The organism is Enterococcus sp. AZ197 (assembly GCF_050556405.1).
Taxonomy (GTDB): Bacteria; Bacillota; Bacilli; order Lactobacillales; family Enterococcaceae; genus Enterococcus; species Enterococcus faecalis.
Window position 1 is genome coordinate 869014 of record NZ_CP187873.1, and the last position, 18487, is coordinate 887500.

The 18487-nt window shown below is 38.7% G+C and carries 12 protein-coding genes, 1 tRNA gene and 2 rRNA genes (1 of these 15 cut by a window edge); 14 read left to right on the forward strand and 1 reads right to left on the reverse strand.

Annotated features, from left to right (window positions below; all coding sequences use genetic code 11):
- Positions 1–60 precede the first annotated feature (60 nt).
- From IGK82_RS04280 to IGK82_RS04290, 3 genes are all read left to right on the forward strand, one after another.
- On the forward strand, positions 61–636 hold the full coding sequence (locus tag IGK82_RS04280; RefSeq protein ID WP_002386206.1) for a DUF1361 domain-containing protein: 576 nt from the start codon (positions 61–63) through the stop codon (positions 634–636).
- A 151-nt stretch (positions 637–787) separates the two neighbouring features.
- Entirely contained in the window at positions 788–2194 is a 1407-nt protein-coding gene (locus IGK82_RS04285) for an NCS2 family permease (protein WP_002355943.1), read from the forward strand.
- A 208-nt stretch (positions 2195–2402) separates the two neighbouring features.
- Positions 2403–3599 (forward strand): multidrug efflux MFS transporter, encoded by a 1197-nt coding sequence (locus tag IGK82_RS04290; protein ID WP_002381323.1) that lies wholly within the window; start codon positions 2403–2405, stop codon positions 3597–3599.
- Positions 3600–3653: 54 nt separating this feature from the next.
- On the opposite strand, the gene IGK82_RS04295 is transcribed toward IGK82_RS04290, so the two are convergent.
- Positions 3654–3839, reverse strand: a complete 186-nt coding sequence (locus tag IGK82_RS04295) for a YjzD family protein (protein WP_002355945.1) — start codon at positions 3837–3839, stop codon at positions 3654–3656.
- Between the two features lie 117 nt (positions 3840–3956).
- Between IGK82_RS04295 and dnaE the strand changes: the two genes are divergently transcribed.
- The 11 genes from dnaE to IGK82_RS04350 form a co-directional block, all read left to right on the forward strand.
- Positions 3957–7286, forward strand: coding sequence for a DNA polymerase III subunit alpha (gene dnaE / locus IGK82_RS04300; protein ID WP_016622298.1), 3330 nt, complete (start codon positions 3957–3959; stop codon positions 7284–7286).
- Positions 7287–7458: 172 nt separating this feature from the next.
- On the forward strand, positions 7459–8421 hold the full coding sequence (pfkA, locus tag IGK82_RS04305) for a 6-phosphofructokinase (RefSeq protein WP_002355947.1): 963 nt from the start codon (positions 7459–7461) through the stop codon (positions 8419–8421).
- A gap of 64 nt (positions 8422–8485) precedes the next feature.
- Positions 8486–10243 (forward strand): pyruvate kinase, encoded by a 1758-nt coding sequence (gene pyk / locus IGK82_RS04310; RefSeq protein ID WP_002355949.1) that lies wholly within the window; start codon positions 8486–8488, stop codon positions 10241–10243.
- Between the two features lie 373 nt (positions 10244–10616).
- Positions 10617–11186, forward strand: a complete 570-nt coding sequence (locus IGK82_RS04315; protein ID WP_002363429.1) for a YceD family protein — start codon at positions 10617–10619, stop codon at positions 11184–11186.
- A 56-nt stretch (positions 11187–11242) separates the two neighbouring features.
- Positions 11243–11422 carry a 50S ribosomal protein L32 gene (rpmF, locus tag IGK82_RS04320; protein WP_002355952.1) on the forward strand — a complete coding sequence of 60 codons (180 nt, stop codon included), beginning with the start codon at positions 11243–11245 and terminating at the stop codon, positions 11420–11422.
- Between the two features lie 204 nt (positions 11423–11626).
- The gene (gndA, locus tag IGK82_RS04325; RefSeq protein ID WP_002355953.1) at positions 11627–13048 is read left to right on the forward strand and encodes an NADP-dependent phosphogluconate dehydrogenase; all 1422 of its coding nucleotides are present in this window, start codon (positions 11627–11629) and stop codon (positions 13046–13048) included.
- Between the two features lie 157 nt (positions 13049–13205).
- The gene (locus tag IGK82_RS04330; RefSeq protein ID WP_002355954.1) at positions 13206–13892 is read left to right on the forward strand and encodes a response regulator transcription factor; all 687 of its coding nucleotides are present in this window, start codon (positions 13206–13208) and stop codon (positions 13890–13892) included.
- A 10-nt stretch (positions 13893–13902) separates the two neighbouring features.
- Entirely contained in the window at positions 13903–15411 is a 1509-nt protein-coding gene (locus IGK82_RS04335; RefSeq protein WP_002363430.1) for a HAMP domain-containing sensor histidine kinase, read from the forward strand.
- A 642-nt stretch (positions 15412–16053) separates the two neighbouring features.
- A 16S ribosomal RNA gene (locus IGK82_RS04340) occupies positions 16054–17614 on the forward strand.
- A gap of 79 nt (positions 17615–17693) precedes the next feature.
- Positions 17694–17766: transfer RNA gene (locus IGK82_RS04345), tRNA-Ala, on the forward strand.
- Positions 17767–17942: 176 nt separating this feature from the next.
- Positions 17943–18487, forward strand: a 23S ribosomal RNA gene (locus IGK82_RS04350) (it continues 2368 nt past the right edge of the window).
- The 16S and 23S rRNA genes sit together here with 1 tRNA gene alongside, the layout of an rRNA operon.

Genomic DNA, 18487 nt, shown 5'->3' on the forward strand with positions numbered 1-18487 from the left:
AGCATCTTGAAAAATTCTAGAAATTATTTACGAGTGATCACCTTAATCTATTGTATCTATATGTGGTTATTTGCTACGCATTTTCATTTTATGGCGTTGAACGTGTTGTTAGCCTATATTCCAATTGAACTTAGTTATCTTTTAAACGCAGAAAAACGTAAAAGGGATTGGTTGATAGGTTTTGCTTGGTTAATTTTTTATCCTAATGCGCCGTACCTATTTACGGATTTTTTTCATTTAGAAACGCTATCTATTTATCGAGGCTTTAATACGATTTTTGCAAACCAAATTGGTGATTGGTGGGCGTTTGTTTGCTTAACTAGCGGGATTGTTATATATGGGCTTTTAGGGATGAAAACAGTAACAACTGTTAGCCAGAAATTGCAAAGTTATTGTGACTATAGAACAATTGTAGTCTTTCAAGCCAGCCTTCATTTCTTGTCTGCTTTGGCGATTTATGTTGGACGTTTTGATCGATTACACAGTGTCTATCTTTTTATGAGTCCAATTGAAACAGTGAAAATTATCTTTTTTGACTGGTCCCTTCAAAAATTAATGTTTATTTTATTAATGATGTTTCTACAGATGCTGTTGTTTGGGCTAATCCAATTATTAGGAAAAGAAGAAGCAATGTAAAGCTTTTTCTTTTTTTATATCCACAAAACACGAACGTTATATAGAAAAATATATATAATAGTTAATATTTTGTTGTAAAAAGATAGTGATTCTCTTATAATCAAAGAGTAATTATTCGAAAACATGGATTTTAAGGGAGAGAAGTGCAATTATGAATACGTTTTTCAAATTAAAGGAAAACAAGACAACGGTATCAACTGAAATAATGGCGGGGGTTACGACCTTTTTTGCAATGAGTTATATTTTATTTGTTAATCCGTCCATTCTTTCAGAAACAGGGATGCCTTTTCAGGCTGTTTTTTTAGCGACCATTATTGCTTCAATCATCGGTACATTAATTATGGGGCTGTTTGCTAATGTACCTTACGCTCAAGCACCGGGGATGGGACTCAATGCTTTCTTTACGTTTACGGTCGTTTTTGGGATGGGGTATACATGGCAACAAGCATTAGCAATGGTTTTTATTTGTGGTTTGATTAACATTTTGATTACAGTGACAAAAATTCGCAAAATGATTATTAAAGCAATTCCAGAGAGTTTACAACATGCTATTGGTGGTGGGATTGGAATTTTTGTCGCTTATGTAGGGTTGAAAAATGCTGGCTTACTAAGTTTCACAGTACAAGCAGAACCTCAAAATGGTGTTGTAAATGGTTCGAGTATCGTGCCCGCTTTAGGAAATTTTGATAATCCAGCCATTATTTTGGCGGTAATTGGGTTAGTTTTAACAACGATTTTAGTTGTCACGAATGTTCGTGGGGCTATTTTAATTGGCATTGTGGTTACTACGTTAGTCGCAATTCCAATGGGGGTGGTAGACACTGCTTCGGTTGATTGGCATGCTAATTCGTTGGGCAATTCATTTAAAGAATTAGGTACAACTTTTGGCGCTGCTTTTGGTGCTGAGGGCTTACAGTCATTGTTTAGTGATTCTTCAAAAATTCCTCAAGTCTTAATGACCATTATTGCCTTCAGTTTATCAGATACGTTTGATACAATTGGAACATTTATCGGTACGGGACGTCGAACAGGGATTTTCTCTAAAGAAGATGAATTAGCTTTAGAAGATAGTAAGGGCTTCAGCACTAAAATGGACAAAGCTCTATTTGCAGATGCTATTGCAACATCTATCGGTGCGATTTTTGGTACATCGAATACGACAACTTATGTAGAAAGTGCAGCAGGAATCGGTGCGGGTGGTCGAACAGGTTTGACATCGGTAGTGGTAGCAATTCTATTTGCCCTAAGTAGTCTTTTTTCACCACTTATTGCTATTGTGCCAGCACAAGCTACGGCTCCAGCGTTAATTTTAGTGGGAATTATGATGTTAGCTTCTTTCAAAGACATCAATTGGACGGATTTAGAAGATGCGATTCCAGCATTTTTTGCTTCAATTTTCATGGGATTATGTTATAGCATCTCTTATGGGATTGCTGCTGGGTTCATCTTTTATGCAGTGGTAAAAGTAGTCAAAGGAAAAGCCAAAGAAGTTTCACCAATTATTTGGGTCATTGATGCGTTGTTTATCTTAAACTTTGTAATCTTAGCTATTTTATAGTAAACAGAAGTGAGGCTGAGATAACAGCGGTTAGCTTTGAAGGTGTTGTATTTATTCAGCTGTTTATCTTAAGCCCAAGTGTTAAGAAGTCTGGCAGATTGGTCGTTTTGACCGGTCTGCCAGACTTTTTTTAAAAGAATTTTCTTTTGAGAGATTCACTCTTTTAGAGTATAGTGGTAGGTGAAGAGGTGATAAGGTGGATAAAAGTATGAAAATAAAATGGAAGCAGAATTTATTAGTCGCATGGATTGGTTGCTTTTTTACAGGGGCGAGTATTAGCTTAGTTATGCCGTTTATTCCAGTATACGTTGAACAATTAGGGACGCCTAAGAGTCAAGTAGAGTTGTTTTCTGGATTGGCAATTTCTGTCACGGCGTTTGCTGCTGCGATTGTTGCACCGATTTGGGGAAATTTAGCTGATCGAAAAGGTCGGAAAATTATGATGATTCGCGCTGCAGCAGGAATGACGATCACAATGGGGGCGTTAGCATTTGTCCCTAATGTATACTGGCTGTTGATTATGCGTTTTATGAACGGGATTTTATCCGGCTATATTCCTAACGCAACAGCGATGATTGCGTCGCAGGCGCCAAAAGAGAAAAATGGCTGGGCTCTAGGGACATTATCAACAGGTGCAATTGCTGGGACGTTAATTGCGCCATCGATTGGCGGTGCGTTGGCACAGTGGTTTGGAATGGAAAATGTCTTTATTATTACCGGCGTTATTTTATTCATTACAACGTTGTTGACTATCTTTTTAGTTAAAGAAGATTTTCAACCAGTTGAGAAAAAGGATTTATTAACGACGAAAGAAATTTTTAGTAAGATGGATCATGTTTCAGTATTGATTGGTTTGTTTGTGACTACGTTAATTTTACAATTAGGAATTACAAGTATCAGCCCAATCTTAACGCTATATATTCGATCTTTAAGTGGCGATACAGAGAATGTATTATTTGTTAGTGGTTTGATTGTTTCGATTGCCGGTGTTTCAGCAATTATTTCTTCTCCAACTTTGGGAAAAATTGGGGACCGCATTGGGAACCAAAAAGTTTTATTAGGCGGATTAATTCTTTCTTTTATTTGTTACATTCCCATGGCGTTTGTGCAAACACCTTTTCAGTTAGGTGTTTTACGATTCCTTTTAGGTTTTTCAACAGGCGCATTAATGCCATCGATTAATACGTTAATTAGTAAAATAACGCCAACAGAGGGCGTAAGTAGAGTTTATAGTTACAATCAGATGTGTAGTAATTTCGGTCAAGTTTTAGGACCGATGGTAGGGTCGACAGTTGCCCATGGTTTTGGCTATTCTTCTGTTTTTCTGGTAACCGCTTGTTTCGTTTTAGGAAACATTGGGTTGTCCTTCTTTAATTTCCGAAAAGTTTTAAATAAAAAGCTCTAAACAGTTGAAAAGATAAAAAAACCAGTTACAATAACTTTAGTAACTGGTTTTTTCTTATTTAACAGGTTTGGTTTCTTTCGGTACTGCAAAGTGTGCAATTAATAAAATAATAACGGCTGTTGCCAACGATAGAATCGTTGTCATTTTAAAGTCGTATGAACCACCAGATAATGCACCGCCGATATATCCAACGACTTGGCCTAATGCGAAGGTCCAGAAAAATACAACAAGATAACGCATATGAGCACCTCTTTTCTAGCTCTTAGTTTAGCATATTTTCTTCAAAAGTAAAGAATCCGCGATAGGAAAATAAGAGAAGAGGAAAAAAATAGCAAGGATTCAAAAAGGAGCTGTCCAATGTCATTTCCACAATTACATACCGTTACTTCCTATTCGCTTTTATCTAGTACGGTTAGGATTCGTTCCTATGTAAAACAAGCGAAAGCGTTAGGTTATCAAACATTAGCGATTACCGATATCAATGTCTTGCATGGGGTGGTTGAATTTTATGAAGCATGCCAAGAAGCGGGAATTCAACCAATTATCGGTTTAAGATTAGAATATACCCCAGCAGAAAAAGAAGGGCATTCCGAGTTGCTTTTATTTGCTAAAAATTTAAAAGGGTATCAGCAATTAATGCAACTATCTAGCAGCAAAATGACGACAGAGGGTCCCTTTTACTTAGCGGAACATCAATCCTTATTAAGTGATTTATTTGCCGTGACTTTGTCAGCCAAAGGAGAAGTCGCCCAAACATTTTTTGAAGATGAACAACAAGCGGTTCACGCTTTCCAACAACTTGCTTCATATTTTGATCCCCAGTCGTTATTTGTTGAACATTCTTTTTCAATGAATCAACAACGTAATTCAGCGCTCTTTTCTTTTTACCAAAGAGAACAATTACCTGGCGTGGCTTTGCAAGAGGTACGTCATTTAACAAGGGAAGAAGGCTTTGCCGTAACTGTTCTTGAGAGCATCAAAGAAAATAATCAATTGAATATTACAAGTCAAACACCGGAAATAGAAGGTCTGAATTACTTGCGTGAAGCAGAGACGACGATGGAACAAATGCTTCAAATAGCTGGTGCAGAAGTGGTCCAGAATACGATTCAGCTAGCTGAAAATTGCCGAGTTGACATTCCTTTACATCAAAAATTATTACCGCATTTTCCTGTGCCTGATAATCAAACGGCTGGTTCTTATTTACGCACATTGTGTTTAGAAAAATTACCAGAAAGAGTGCCTCATCTAAATGAAGTTTACCAAAAACGATTAGAAAAAGAGTTAACCATCATTCACAATATGGGCTTTGATGATTACTTTTTAATCGTTTGGGATGTGATGGACTTCTGTCATAACAATCAAATTGTTACAGGCGCTGGCCGAGGTTCAGCTGCAGGCTCTTTAGTGTCCTATGTGCTATCAATTACAGATGTAGATCCAATCAAATATGATTTGCTCTTTGAACGTTTTTTGAATCCGGAACGCTACACGATGCCCGATATTGATTTAGATATTCCTGATAATCGGCGGGAGGAAGTTTTAGCTTATGTCAGTCAAAAATATGGTCATTATCACATGGCGCAAATTGCCACGTTTGGTACGATGGCTGCGAAAATGGTTTTACGGGACGTTGCACGTGTTTTCGGGTTGTCCCAGAGTGAAGCGAATCGTTGGTCGGCAGCTGTCCCCAACAAGCTGAAAATTACGTTAGAAGAAGCGTACCAAGAGTCGAAACGGATGCAAGAATTGGTCAATTTTTCACCAAATAATCAATTGCTCTATAAAACAGCTGTTCAGCTAGAAGGATTGCCTCGCCATGTTTCTACGCACGCAGCAGGTGTGGTAATTAGTGATGAAAATCTTTTGAATTTGGTTCCGTTACAACTAGGATCGAATGAAATTTTATTGACCCAATTTACTATGAATGATGTTGAAAAAATTGGTCTTCTGAAAATGGATTTCTTGGGCTTAAGAAATTTATCCATCATTGATGATACCCTCACAGCTGTTAAACGCGTCTATAATCAAACCATTCGTTTGAATCAGATTCCATTAGATGACGAAACGACGCTGGCTTTATTTAGAAAAGGGGAAACAAGTGGTGTTTTTCAGTTTGAATCTGCTGGAATTCGGAATGTATTAAGAAAATTAGGGCCGACTAGCATTGAAGATATTGCTGCTGTCAATGCCCTGTATCGTCCTGGTCCGATGCAAAATATTGATGTTTTCATCCGCCGGAAAAAAGGCTTGGAACAAATTAGTTATCCAGAGCCTAGTCTCGCCCCCATTTTGGAAAATACGTACGGAATTATTGTTTACCAAGAGCAGATTATGCAAGTTGCTGCGAAAATGGCAGGCTTCTCTTTAGGGCAAGCTGACATTTTACGTCGGGCCATTAGTAAAAAGAAAAAAGATGTGCTAGATGAAGAACGAAATCATTTTGTTAATGGTGCGTTACAACAAGGCTATCCCCAAGAAACAGCTAACCAAGTGTACGATTATATTGAGCGCTTTGCTAATTATGGCTTTAACCGCTCGCATGCATTTGCCTATTCCTTTATTGGTTTTCAAATGGCTTACTTGAAGGTTCATTATCCGAGTGCTTTTTATGTCGCATTGTTGCATTCTGTTCGTCATAATCCAACAAAAATTAAAGAATATATTGGCGAAGCTAGAAAAAACAAGCAGACGATTTTGCAGCCGTCAATTAACCAAAGTCACTACAGCTTTTACCTAAATCAGCAACAGCAAATTTTATTTGGTTTTAGTTCTTTAAAAGGAATCCGCCGAGACTTCATTCAAAATATTTTAAATGAACGCCGAGAAAATGGACCGTACAAAACGTTCGATGAGTTTCTTTTGCGAATTGACCGTAAGTGGTTGAAAGTTGAAAATATCGAACCATTGATTGCCATCGGTGCATTTGACGAAATTGCGCCTAATCGCCGTCAATTAGCGGTAGGTTTAGAGAGTAATATCCAAAGTATTCTTCTCAGCGGTGGTAGTATGGATTTGTTAGAAACGTTGAAGCCAAAGGAAGAAGAAATTGCCGATTATCCGCTAGAAGAGCGACTAGAACAAGAAGAACAATATTTAGGAGTCTATTTATCAGGACATCCGACAGAAGAGTTCAAAAAAACACGCTTAGCCAAGCAAACGCAACTTGTTCATGAACTTGTTGAAAATCAGCCCACGAAATTATTGATTTATGTCAAAAACATTCGGACGATTCGGACCAAAAAGGGAGAACAAATGGCCTTTGTTGATGGGGATGATACAACAGGAAGTATTTCACTAACGTTGTTCCCAACTGTTTTTCGCCAGTTAAGACAGAGTGTCGAGAAAGGGCAAGTTTATTATGTGGAAGGAAAAGTGGAACGCAGTACGTACAATCAAGAATTGCAAATATTGGTTCAACGAATAGAAAAAGCGCAACAAGTAGAAACATCAATTAGTGACGAAACGTGTTTTATCAGAATTACAAAAGATGTCGAACAAACGGACGTTTTTCAGAAAATGAAAGAGGTACTCAGTCGTCATGCTGGACACATTCCAGTGATTGTCTATTTTGAAAAAACAGGAAAGAAAATAGTATTAAATGAAGAAAATTGGGTCGCTCATACAAGCGCTAGTCAGCAACAATTAGCTTACGTTTTAGGCGAGCAAAACGTCATTTTCAAATGATTTACGGTAAAAAATACTAGTTGTTTTCAACTTTTTTCATTTTTTTCTTCTTAACTCAAGACATTTTGGTTCTTTAATGGTAAAATGAATGACGTAATATTTTTGTATATCAATTTTTGCGAAAAGGTTTCTTTTGGCAGTTGAAAGTATATTATATGAGGTGAAATAGCGAATGAAACGCATTGGTATTTTAACCAGCGGGGGAGATGCCCCTGGAATGAACGCTGCAATTCGTGCAGTCGTACGCAAAAGTATTTTTGATGGAATCGAAGTTTACGGTATTAACTATGGATTTGCCGGTTTAGTCGCAGGCGACATCCGTCGTTTAGATGTTGCTGACGTTGGCGATAAGATTCAACGTGGTGGAACATTCTTGTACTCTGCTCGTTATCCTGAATTTGCTACTGAAGAAGGGCAATTAAAAGGAATCGAACAATTGAAAAAATTCGGTATTGAAGGCTTAGTTGTTATTGGTGGAGACGGTTCTTATCATGGCGCAATGGCTTTGACAAAACGTGGTTTCCCCGCTGTTGGAATTCCTGGAACAATTGATAATGATATTCCTGGAACAGATTTCACAATCGGTTTTGATACAGCGATTAACACTGTTTTGGAATCAATTGACCGAATTCGTGATACAGCAACTTCTCATGTTCGTACATTCGTTATCGAAGTAATGGGACGTAACGCTGGTGATATCGCATTGTGGTCAGGCGTGGCAGGCGGAGCAGATGAAATCATTATTCCTGAACATGATTTTGATATGAAAAACGTTGCCAAACGTATTCAAGAAGGCCGCGACCGCGGGAAAAAACATTGCTTAATCATTTTAGCAGAAGGCGTAATGGGCGGAAATGAATTTGCTGATAAACTTTCTGAATACGGTGATTTCCATACGCGTGTATCAATTTTAGGACACGTGGTTCGTGGGGGCTCGCCAAGTGCTCGTGACCGTGTATTAGCAAGTAAATTTGGGTCATATGCTGTTGAACTTCTAAAAGAAGGCAAAGGCGGTTTATGTATCGGTATGTTAGATAACCAAGTAGTTGCAGCTGATATTATTGACACGTTAGAAAACAATAAACACAAACCAGATTTATCTCTTTATGAGTTAAATCATGAAATTTCTTTTTAATCTTGTATATTAGCTAATCTTATTAGCTTTGTATAAACAAATTTGGAATAGGAGCGTTTTAGTAATGAAAAAAACGAAAATCGTATGTACGATTGGACCAGCTAGTGAATCCGTTGATATGCTAGTAAACTTAATTAATGCAGGTATGAATGTTTGCCGTTTGAACTTTTCACATGGTGACTACGAAGAGCATGGTGCTCGTATTAAAAACATTCGTGAAGCTGTAAAAATTACAGGGAAACGCGTAGCGATCTTACTAGATACAAAAGGTCCTGAAATCCGCACAAATGACATGGAAAATGGCGCAATCACAATGAAAATTGGTGATTCAGTACGTATTTCTATGACAGAAGTTTTAGGAACAAATGAAAAATTCTCAATCACTTATCCAGAATTAATCAATGATGTAAACGTAGGTTCACACATTCTTTTAGATGATGGTTTAATCGATTTAGAAGTAACTGATATCGACCGTGATGCAAACGAAATCGTAACAGTTGTTAAAAACGAAGGCGTCTTGAAAAACAAAAAAGGCGTTAACGTACCAGGCGTTTCTGTAAACTTACCAGGGATCACTGAAAAAGATGCTAACGATATCCGTTTCGGAATTGGTCAAGGAATTGACTTTATCGCAGCTAGCTTCGTTCGTCGTGCTTCTGACGTTTTAGAAATCACTAAAATTTTAGAAGAAGAAAACGCAACACACATCCAAATCATTCCTAAAATCGAAAACCAAGAAGGTATCGATAATATCGATGAAATCTTAAAAGTTTCTGATGGTTTAATGGTTGCTCGTGGTGACATGGGTGTTGAAATTCCAACAGAAGATGTTCCAGTTGTCCAAAAAGCTTTAATTAAAAAATGTAATGCTTTAGGTAAACCAGTTATCACTGCAACACAAATGTTAGATTCAATGCAACGTAACCCACGTCCAACACGTGCGGAAGCAAATGACGTAGCAAACGCAATCTACGATGGAACAGATGCAGTAATGTTATCAGGCGAAACTGCAGCAGGGGATTACCCATTAGAAGCTGTTCAAACAATGGCTCGTATTGCAGTTCGTACAGAAGAAACATTAGTTAACCAAGATTCATTCGCATTGAAATTATATAGCAAAACAGATATGACTGAAGCAATCGGACAATCTGTTGGCCATACAGCACGTAACTTGGGTATCCAAACAATCGTTGCGGCAACAGAATCAGGCCACACAGCACGTATGATCTCTAAATACCGTCCAAAAGCACATATCGTTGCAATTACGTTCTCAGAACAAAAAGCACGTAGCTTATCATTATCATGGGGTGTTTACGCAACAGTTGCTGACAAACCATCAAGCACAGATGAAATGTTTAATTTAGCTTCAAAAGTATCACAAGAAGAAGGTTATGCTTCAGAAGGTGATTTAATCATTATCACTGCTGGTGTTCCAGTTGGCGAAAAAGGCACAACAAACTTAATGAAAATTCAAATGATCGGTTCTAAATTAGTTCAAGGTCAAGGTGTCGGCGAAGAAGCAATTATTGCAAAAGCCGTTGTTGCAGGAACTGCTGAAGAAGCAGTTGCTAAAGCGACTGAAGGGGCTATTTTAGTTACAAAAACAACAGATAAAGAATACATGCCTGCAATTGAAAAAGCATCAGCATTAGTTGTTGAAGAAGGTGGTTTAACTTCTCATGCAGCTGTTGTAGCGATTGCGCAAAATATTCCAGTTATCGTAGGTGCTGCAGATGCAACATCATTAATTAATAATGACGAAGTGATTACTGTTGATCCTCGTCGTGGTATTGTTTACCGCGGAGCAACAACAGCTATCTAAGTCTAATTAATTCAATCATTTGATTTTAAGCAATATGTACTCGGACGCAAAGCTGGGACAAACCGATTCGTCAGTTTGTCTCAGCTTTTTTTTCAAAGAAGACAGTAGTACGAAATGTTCAGAAAACACGTATTCAGTAAATAAAGAGTTGGGCGCAAATAGTAAAATTATGTCTTAGTTTTAAATTATTTATGTTATTTCACACAAAAAATTTGTTATTTAATTAAATAAGCGCTAAGTTATCTTCAACAGAAAAACAATTATAAAAAAAACGAAAGAAAAACAGGAAATAAGAAAGGGCTGTCAAGAAAATTTCATTGACAAAGCTTTCATACCCCTGTATAATAGCTTTTGTTGCTTAGGAGTGATAATTATGAAGTGGTCTTTGTTAGAATTAAATAAATACAAAGAAGAGCCGCTAGTGTTTTCAGAAACATTGCATCTTAAAGAAGAGCTTCTTCAACGAGATGATACCTTGTTGGATGTAAGTCCAATCAAAGTAGAAGGCTTATTAGCAGTCAATAAATCAGAATATTTACTTCATTATACTATTCAGGTAACTGTAACCGTTCCTTCATCCCGTTCTTTAGAACCTGTGGCTTTGCCAATGCAAATCACGGTCGATGAAGTTTTTATGACAAAAGAACAAATGGATACAAGAGATGAACGATTTGCAGCTGAAGAGATTATTTTATTGGACAAGCCAACAATTGATTTAGATGAATCTGTCGAAGACAACATTCTATTGTCCATTCCAATTCAAGTGCTTACAGAAGAAGAACAAAACAGTCAAGAAATGCCAAGTGGCAATGACTGGGAAGTGATTTCAGAAGAAGCATATTTGGAAAGTAAGCAGAAAGCAGCAGAACAAACAGTGGATCCTCGTCTGGCTAAACTATCAGAATTACTCAGCGATAATGCTGAAGAGGAAGATAACAGCTAGGTTGGAATATATTGTGTATGTAAATACACGCATCTTTACAAGGAGGTGGAACAACAATGGCAGTACCAGCTAGAAGAACTTCTAAAGCGAAAAAAGCAAAACGTCGCACACACTACAAATTAACAATCAAAGGCTTAAATGCATGCTCAAACTGTGGTGAAATGAAAAAAAGCCATCACGTATGTCCAGCATGTGGTCACTACGATGGAAAAGACGTAATGTCTAAAGAAGCATAAGCATAAAAACATTTTTTGAAATGTTGAATCCCCTAGGCTAACCATGGAGCCTAGGGGATTTGTATTTTTTTAAGAAAATATGAAGAAATTGGAAATTTATTGGCACTATATTGTTTTCATATGAAAGATAGTGCGTTATAATAGTGAGGATTATAAGAGAATGCTCATAGAATTTTCGTTGATTATAATATAGGAGGTCATAAAATGACAAAACAACAATTTGGCGTAGTCGGCATGGCTGTCATGGGAAAAAATCTTGCTTTAAACATTGAAAGCAGAGGCTATACAGTTGCGCTGTATAACCGTACAGGATCAAAAACAACAGAAGTGGTTGAAGAACATCCTGACAAAAACTTTCAAGCAACATACTCAATTGAGGAATTTGTGAATGCAATTGAAAAACCTCGTCGAATTATGTTGATGGTTAAAGCTGGACCTGCAACAGATGCGACAATCCAAGAATTGTTACCACACCTTGATAAAGGCGACATCTTAATTGATGGCGGTAATACGTTCTTCAAAGACACAATGCGACGTAATGAAGAACTAGCAAACTCAGGAATTAACTTTATTGGTACTGGCGTTTCTGGCGGAGAAGAAGGAGCCTTGAAAGGACCATCTATCATGCCTGGCGGACAAAAAGAAGCGTATGAGTTAGTTGCGCCAATTCTTGAAAAAATTTCAGCTAAAGCAGAAGACGGTGAACCATGTGTGACTTACATTGGCCCAAATGGTGCTGGACATTATGTAAAAATGGTTCATAATGGGATTGAATATGGGGACATGCAATTAATTGCTGAATCCTACGATTTAATGAAACAAATCTTAGGTTTATCTGTTGATGAAATGGCAGAGATTTTCAAAGAATGGAACGAAGGCGAATTAGACAGTTACCTTATCGAGATCACGGCTGACATTTTGACACGTAAAGATGATGAAGGAACCGACCAACCAATCGTTGATGTTATTCTTGATGCAGCAGGCAACAAAGGAACAGGTAAATGGACAAGCCAAAGTGCGTTAGATCTTGGTGTACCATTACCATTAATTACAGAATCAGTATTTGCACGTTTTATTTCGGCTTACAAAGAAGAACGCGTAAAAGCAAGTGGCATTTTATCAAAACCTGCAGCCTTTAACTTTGCAGGCGATAAAAAAGAATTGATTGAAAAAATTCGCGAAGCATTATACTTTAGTAAATTAATGAGTTATGCGCAAGGTTTTGCACAACTCCGTGCAGCTTCTGAAGAATACGGATGGGATTTACCATTTGGTGAAATTGCAAAAATCTGGCGAGCAGGTTGCATTATCCGTGCACAATTCTTACAAAAAATTACCGATGCATATGAAAAAAATCCAGCACTTGAAAACTTGTTGTTAGATGAATACTTCGTAGAAATTACGAAAAAATATCAACAAGCCGTTCGTGAAGTTGTTGCGATTGCTGTTCAAGCAGGTGTTCCTGTACCAACATTCTCATCTGCAATTGCTTATTACGATTCTTATCGTTCAGATCGCTTACCAGCGAATTTAATTCAAGCACAACGTGATTACTTCGGTGCTCATACGTACGAACGCACAGACAAAGAAGGAATCTACCATTACAGCTGGTACAACGAAGAATAAACACGCTGGAGACCATGAGTGTGGCTCACCATGCTCATGGTTTTACTGTGGCTTAAAAAAGAACCAGACAGATTGAGTAGTAATTCTCTAATAAGTAGTAAGGAATAAAAAGGTTGAGCTTGAGTATAGCTTTTAAAGAGAAAGGACAATTAATCAAATGAGCAACATTTTAATTATTGAAGATGAAAAGAACTTAGCGAGATTCGTTGAGCTTGAATTAAAACATGAGGGGTATACGACAGAAGTACACTACAATGGTCGTACAGGATTGGAAGCCGCTCTTAACAACGAATGGGATGCTATCCTTCTTGATTTGATGTTACCAGAATTAAATGGATTAGAAGTATGTCGCCGTGTTCGCCAAGTGAAAAATACACCAATTATTATGATGACTGCGCGTGATTCAGTAATTGACCGTGTTTCTGGCTTAGACCATGGAGCGGATGATTATATTGTTAAACCATTTGCAATTGAAGAATTGTTAGCTCGTTTACGTGCGTTACTTCGTCGTATTGATATTGAGGGCGATAAAAACGTTGCAAAACAAACAACGATTACATATCGTGACTTAACAATTGAAAAAGAAAATCGTGTCGTTCGTCGTAATTCTGAAATGATTGAATTAACAAAACGCGAATACGAATTACTATTAACGCTAATGGAAAACGTGAACGTTGTCTTGGCACGTGATGTGTTACTAAATAAAGTTTGGGGCTATGAAACAGAAGTAGAAACAAACGTTGTGGATGTATATATCCGCTACTTGCGAAATAAAATTGACGTACCTGGAGAAGAAAGCTACATCCAAACTGTCCGTGGAACTGGCTACGTTATGCGTTCGTGAGAACTAATTAATGAAAAGAACGATTAAAAAAGAACTGGAAGGCCCATCTTTAACTATAAAGTGGGCTTTCGCAAGTTCTTTCTTTATATTTGTAGTTTTTACCATTTTTGCGGTGATTACCTATAAGTCTTCTGTTAGTCTTATTGTTGCCAAAGAAAAGGAAAATGTCGAAGCAACGATTGCAGAAGTAACAAATCGATTAGCTAATGCCAATGAAAATTTAACGGTAACAGACGTTTTTGACTATTTAAAAACGCCGAGTGAAAGAGATGAAAACTACTATAATAAGCATACAGCAGTAGAAGGTTCGTTTATGGAAATGGACAGTTTCATATCTGAACTAGGACAACCAGAACTTTATTTATCTGTGTATGACACAAACCAAAAGCTAGTTTTTAAAACACAAAATGAATATGATAAGTTATTACAATTGGATCGACAATTACCTGTTGTTCGAACCGTTTTTGATAAAACCGGTTTTTATTCCGTGGAACCTATTTTTTCAAAAGAAACACGAGAAAAGATTGGCTATATTCAAGCGTTTTATGAACTTTCTTCTTTTTATGAAATTCGTAATCATTTATTATTAACACTTGTAGTTTTAGAAGTGATTTCTCTGATTGTAAGTAGTGTCTTAGGCTTTATCCTCTCTTCTTATTTCTTAAAACCATTAAAAGTATTGAGAGATACGATGGATACAATCCGCAAAGACCCGCAATCAGATGTCCACATGCCGGAGATTAATACGAGAGATGAGTTAGCAGATATCTCGGAAATCTTTAATGAAATGTTAGATCGTATGAGACGCTATATCGAACAACAAGAGCAGTTTGTTGAAGATGTTTCCCATGAATTAAGAACGCCCGTTGCGATTATGGAAGGCCATTTAAACCTTTTAAATCGTTGGGGGAAAGACGATCCTGAAATTTTAGATGAATCATTAAAGGCCAGTTTACAAGAAATTAGTCGTATGAAGAGTTTGGTCCAAGAAATGCTTGACCTTTCACGCGCTGAACAAGTGGACACCCAATATGCAAATGAACGAACAGATGCTAAACAAGTAGTCTACCAAGTATTTAATAACTTCCAATTGGTTTATCCTGAGTTTCATATCACATTAGATGACGATTTACCAACCGAAGTTGAACTGAAAATCTATCGTAATCACTTTGAACAATTGCTAATTATTCTATTAGATAATGCGATTAAATATTCAACAGATCGAAAAGAAGTGCATATTTCCATTTCTCGAACGATGAATGAATTTGAAATAGCTGTGCAAGATTTTGGTGAAGGAATCACTGAAGAAGACTTGGAGAAAATATTTGATCGATTCTATCGAGTAGATAAAGCCCGTGCAAGAAATAAAGGTGGTAATGGCTTAGGTCTATCGATTGCAAAACAATTAGTCGAAAACTATAAAGGACGTATTGATGCAGAAAGCGTATTGCATCAAGGAACGATCTTTAGAATTTTTATTCCAATCGCTGGAATAAAAGAAGAGAGCAACGTACAATAAAGTACGTTGCTTTTTTTACGAATGATTAACGAACATTTCAGTAAGAGAAAAGGGATTATAAGATAAAGAAACGAATGTTTTCTTTGCAGAAAATATTCATCGTTCGAAATTGAAAAAAATGTTATTTTTCTGCAAAATAATAGTTGCGTTTTAGAAAAATCCTTGGTATATTAATATCTGTTCTGACAAACAGTTCGTTAAGAAAAAAGTTTTAAAAAGTTAAAAATTTTTCTTGACGAAAAGATAAATAACATGTTAGAATAACAAAGTCGTTAAAGAGATTGCTTTTAAATCAATCGTTTGATCAAAAAAACTTGTTATAAAATAACAAAAATTTTTTAAAAAGTTGTTGACAAACAACTGAGATAATGATAAGATATAGAAGCTGTCACAACAGGCGGCAACGACCGAGCAAAACAACTTAAAAAACTTTTTAAAAAAAGTTCTTGACATTCAAACGAAAGTTTGTTATGATATAAAAGTTGCTGCGAGGTAACGTAGACCTTTGAAAACTGAACAAAGAATAGACGAACCAAATGTGTAGGGCGTCTTGATTCAATTCAAGACAACAAACATTTTTAACAAGCAAGCAATATGCTAGCAAACAATTGAGCTTAACAATCGCAAGATTGTTCTAACTTTTATTATGAGAGTTTGATCCTGGCTCAGGACGAACGCTGGCGGCGTGCCTAATACATGCAAGTCGAACGCTTCTTTCCTCCCGAGTGCTTGCACTCAATTGGAAAGAGGAGTGGCGGACGGGTGAGTAACACGTGGGTAACCTACCCATCAGAGGGGGATAACACTTGGAAACAGGTGCTAATACCGCATAACAGTTTATGCCGCATGGCATAAGAGTGAAAGGCGCTTTCGGGTGTCGCTGATGGATGGACCCGCGGTGCATTAGCTAGTTGGTGAGGTAACGGCTCACCAAGGCCACGATGCATAGCCGACCTGAGAGGGTGATCGGCCACACTGGGACTGAGACACGGCCCAGACTCCTACGGGAGGCAGCAGTAGGGAATCTTCGGCAATGGACGAAAGTCTGACCGAGCAACGCCGCGTGAGTGAAGAAGGTTTTCGGATCGTAAAACTCTGTTGTTAGAGAAGAACAAGGACGTTAGTAACTGAACGTCCCCTGACGGTATCTAACCAGAAAGCCACGGCTAACTACGTGCCAGCAGCCGCGGTAATACGTAGGTGGCAAGCGTTGTCCGGATTTATTGGGCGTAAAGCGAGCGCAGGCGGTTTCTTAAGTCTGATGTGAAAGCCCCCGGCTCAACCGGGGAGGGTCATTGGAAACTGGGAGACTTGAGTGCAGAAGAGGAGAGTGGAATTCCATGTGTAGCGGTGAAATGCGTAGATATATGGAGGAACACCAGTGGCGAAGGCGGCTCTCTGGTCTGTAACTGACGCTGAGGCTCGAAAGCGTGGGGAGCAAACAGGATTAGATACCCTGGTAGTCCACGCCGTAAACGATGAGTGCTAAGTGTTGGAGGGTTTCCGCCCTTCAGTGCTGCAGCAAACGCATTAAGCACTCCGCCTGGGGAGTACGACCGCAAGGTTGAAACTCAAAGGAATTGACGGGGGCCCGCACAAGCGGTGGAGCATGTGGTTTAATTCGAAGCAACGCGAAGAACCTTACCAGGTCTTGACATCCTTTGACCACTCTAGAGATAGAGCTTTCCCTTCGGGGACAAAGTGACAGGTGGTGCATGGTTGTCGTCAGCTCGTGTCGTGAGATGTTGGGTTAAGTCCCGCAACGAGCGCAACCCTTATTGTTAGTTGCCATCATTTAGTTGGGCACTCTAGCGAGACTGCCGGTGACAAACCGGAGGAAGGTGGGGATGACGTCAAATCATCATGCCCCTTATGACCTGGGCTACACACGTGCTACAATGGGAAGTACAACGAGTCGCTAGACCGCGAGGTCATGCAAATCTCTTAAAGCTTCTCTCAGTTCGGATTGCAGGCTGCAACTCGCCTGCATGAAGCCGGAATCGCTAGTAATCGCGGATCAGCACGCCGCGGTGAATACGTTCCCGGGCCTTGTACACACCGCCCGTCACACCACGAGAGTTTGTAACACCCGAAGTCGGTGAGGTAACCTTTTTGGAGCCAGCCGCCTAAGGTGGGATAGATGATTGGGGTGAAGTCGTAACAAGGTAGCCGTATCGGAAGGTGCGGCTGGATCACCTCCTTTCTAAGGAATATTACGGAAATACACATTTCGTCTTTACTTTGTTCAGTTTTGAGAGGTCTACTCTCAATCAAATAAGTTCGGGGCCTTAGCTCAGCTGGGAGAGCGCCTGCTTTGCACGCAGGAGGTCAGCGGTTCGATCCCGCTAGGCTCCATTGATAGCTTTTGCTATCAGATTCGTTCATTGAAAACTGGATATTGAAGTAAAAAGAATCAAAACAAACCGAGAACACCGCGTTGAATGAGTTTTTTAATAAGTTCAATTGCTTATTTATTGATTAACCTTCTATCGCTAGAAGAAGTGATCAAGACCCAACCGTAAGGTTGATAAGGTTAAGTGAATAAGGGCGCACGGTGGATGCCTTGGCACTAGGAGCCGATGAAGGACGGGACTAACACCGATATGCTTTGGGGAGCTGTAAGTAAGCTATGATCCAGAGATTTCCGAATGGGGGAACCCAATATCTTTTATAGGATATTACTTTTCAGTGAATACATAGCTGATTAGAGGTAGACGCAGAGAACTGAAACATCTTAGTACCTGCAGGAAGAGAAAGAAAATTCGATTCCCTGAGTAGCGGCGAGCGAAACGGGAAGAGCCCAAACCAACAAGCTTGCTTGTTGGGGTTGTAGGACTCCGATATGGTAGTCTGTTAGTATAGTTGAAGGATTTGGAAAATTCCGCTAAAGAGGGTGAAAGCCCCGTAGACGAAATGCTAACAACACCTAGGAGGATCCTGAGTACGGCGGAACACGAGAAATTCCGTCGGAATCCGCGGGGACCATCCCGCAAGGCTAAATACTCCCTAGTGACCGATAGTGAACCAGTACCGTGAGGGAAAGGTGAAAAGCACCCCGGAAGGGGAGTGAAATAGA

What these genes read in the sequence shown, in the direction of transcription:
- IGK82_RS04330 (WP_002355954.1), top strand. Translation starts at nt 13,206, where the DNA reads ATGAGCAACATTTTAATTATTGAAGATGAAAAGAACTTAGCGAGATTC.
- IGK82_RS04295 (WP_002355945.1), bottom strand. Translation starts at nt 3,839, where the DNA reads ATGCGTTATCTTGTTGTATTTTTCTGGACCTTCGCATTAGGCCAAGTC.
- pfkA (WP_002355947.1), top strand. Translation starts at nt 7,459, where the DNA reads ATGAAACGCATTGGTATTTTAACCAGCGGGGGAGATGCCCCTGGAATG.
- IGK82_RS04280 (WP_002386206.1), top strand. Translation starts at nt 61, where the DNA reads ATGTGGTTATTTGCTACGCATTTTCATTTTATGGCGTTGAACGTGTTG.
- gndA (WP_002355953.1), top strand. Translation starts at nt 11,627, where the DNA reads ATGACAAAACAACAATTTGGCGTAGTCGGCATGGCTGTCATGGGAAAA.
- dnaE (WP_016622298.1), top strand. Translation starts at nt 3,957, where the DNA reads ATGTCATTTCCACAATTACATACCGTTACTTCCTATTCGCTTTTATCT.
- rpmF (WP_002355952.1), top strand. Translation starts at nt 11,243, where the DNA reads ATGGCAGTACCAGCTAGAAGAACTTCTAAAGCGAAAAAAGCAAAACGT.
- pyk (WP_002355949.1), top strand. Translation starts at nt 8,486, where the DNA reads ATGAAAAAAACGAAAATCGTATGTACGATTGGACCAGCTAGTGAATCC.
- IGK82_RS04335 (WP_002363430.1), top strand. Translation starts at nt 13,903, where the DNA reads ATGAAAAGAACGATTAAAAAAGAACTGGAAGGCCCATCTTTAACTATA.
- IGK82_RS04315 (WP_002363429.1), top strand. Translation starts at nt 10,617, where the DNA reads ATGAAGTGGTCTTTGTTAGAATTAAATAAATACAAAGAAGAGCCGCTA.
- IGK82_RS04290 (WP_002381323.1), top strand. Translation starts at nt 2,403, where the DNA reads ATGAAAATAAAATGGAAGCAGAATTTATTAGTCGCATGGATTGGTTGC.
- IGK82_RS04285 (WP_002355943.1), top strand. Translation starts at nt 788, where the DNA reads ATGAATACGTTTTTCAAATTAAAGGAAAACAAGACAACGGTATCAACT.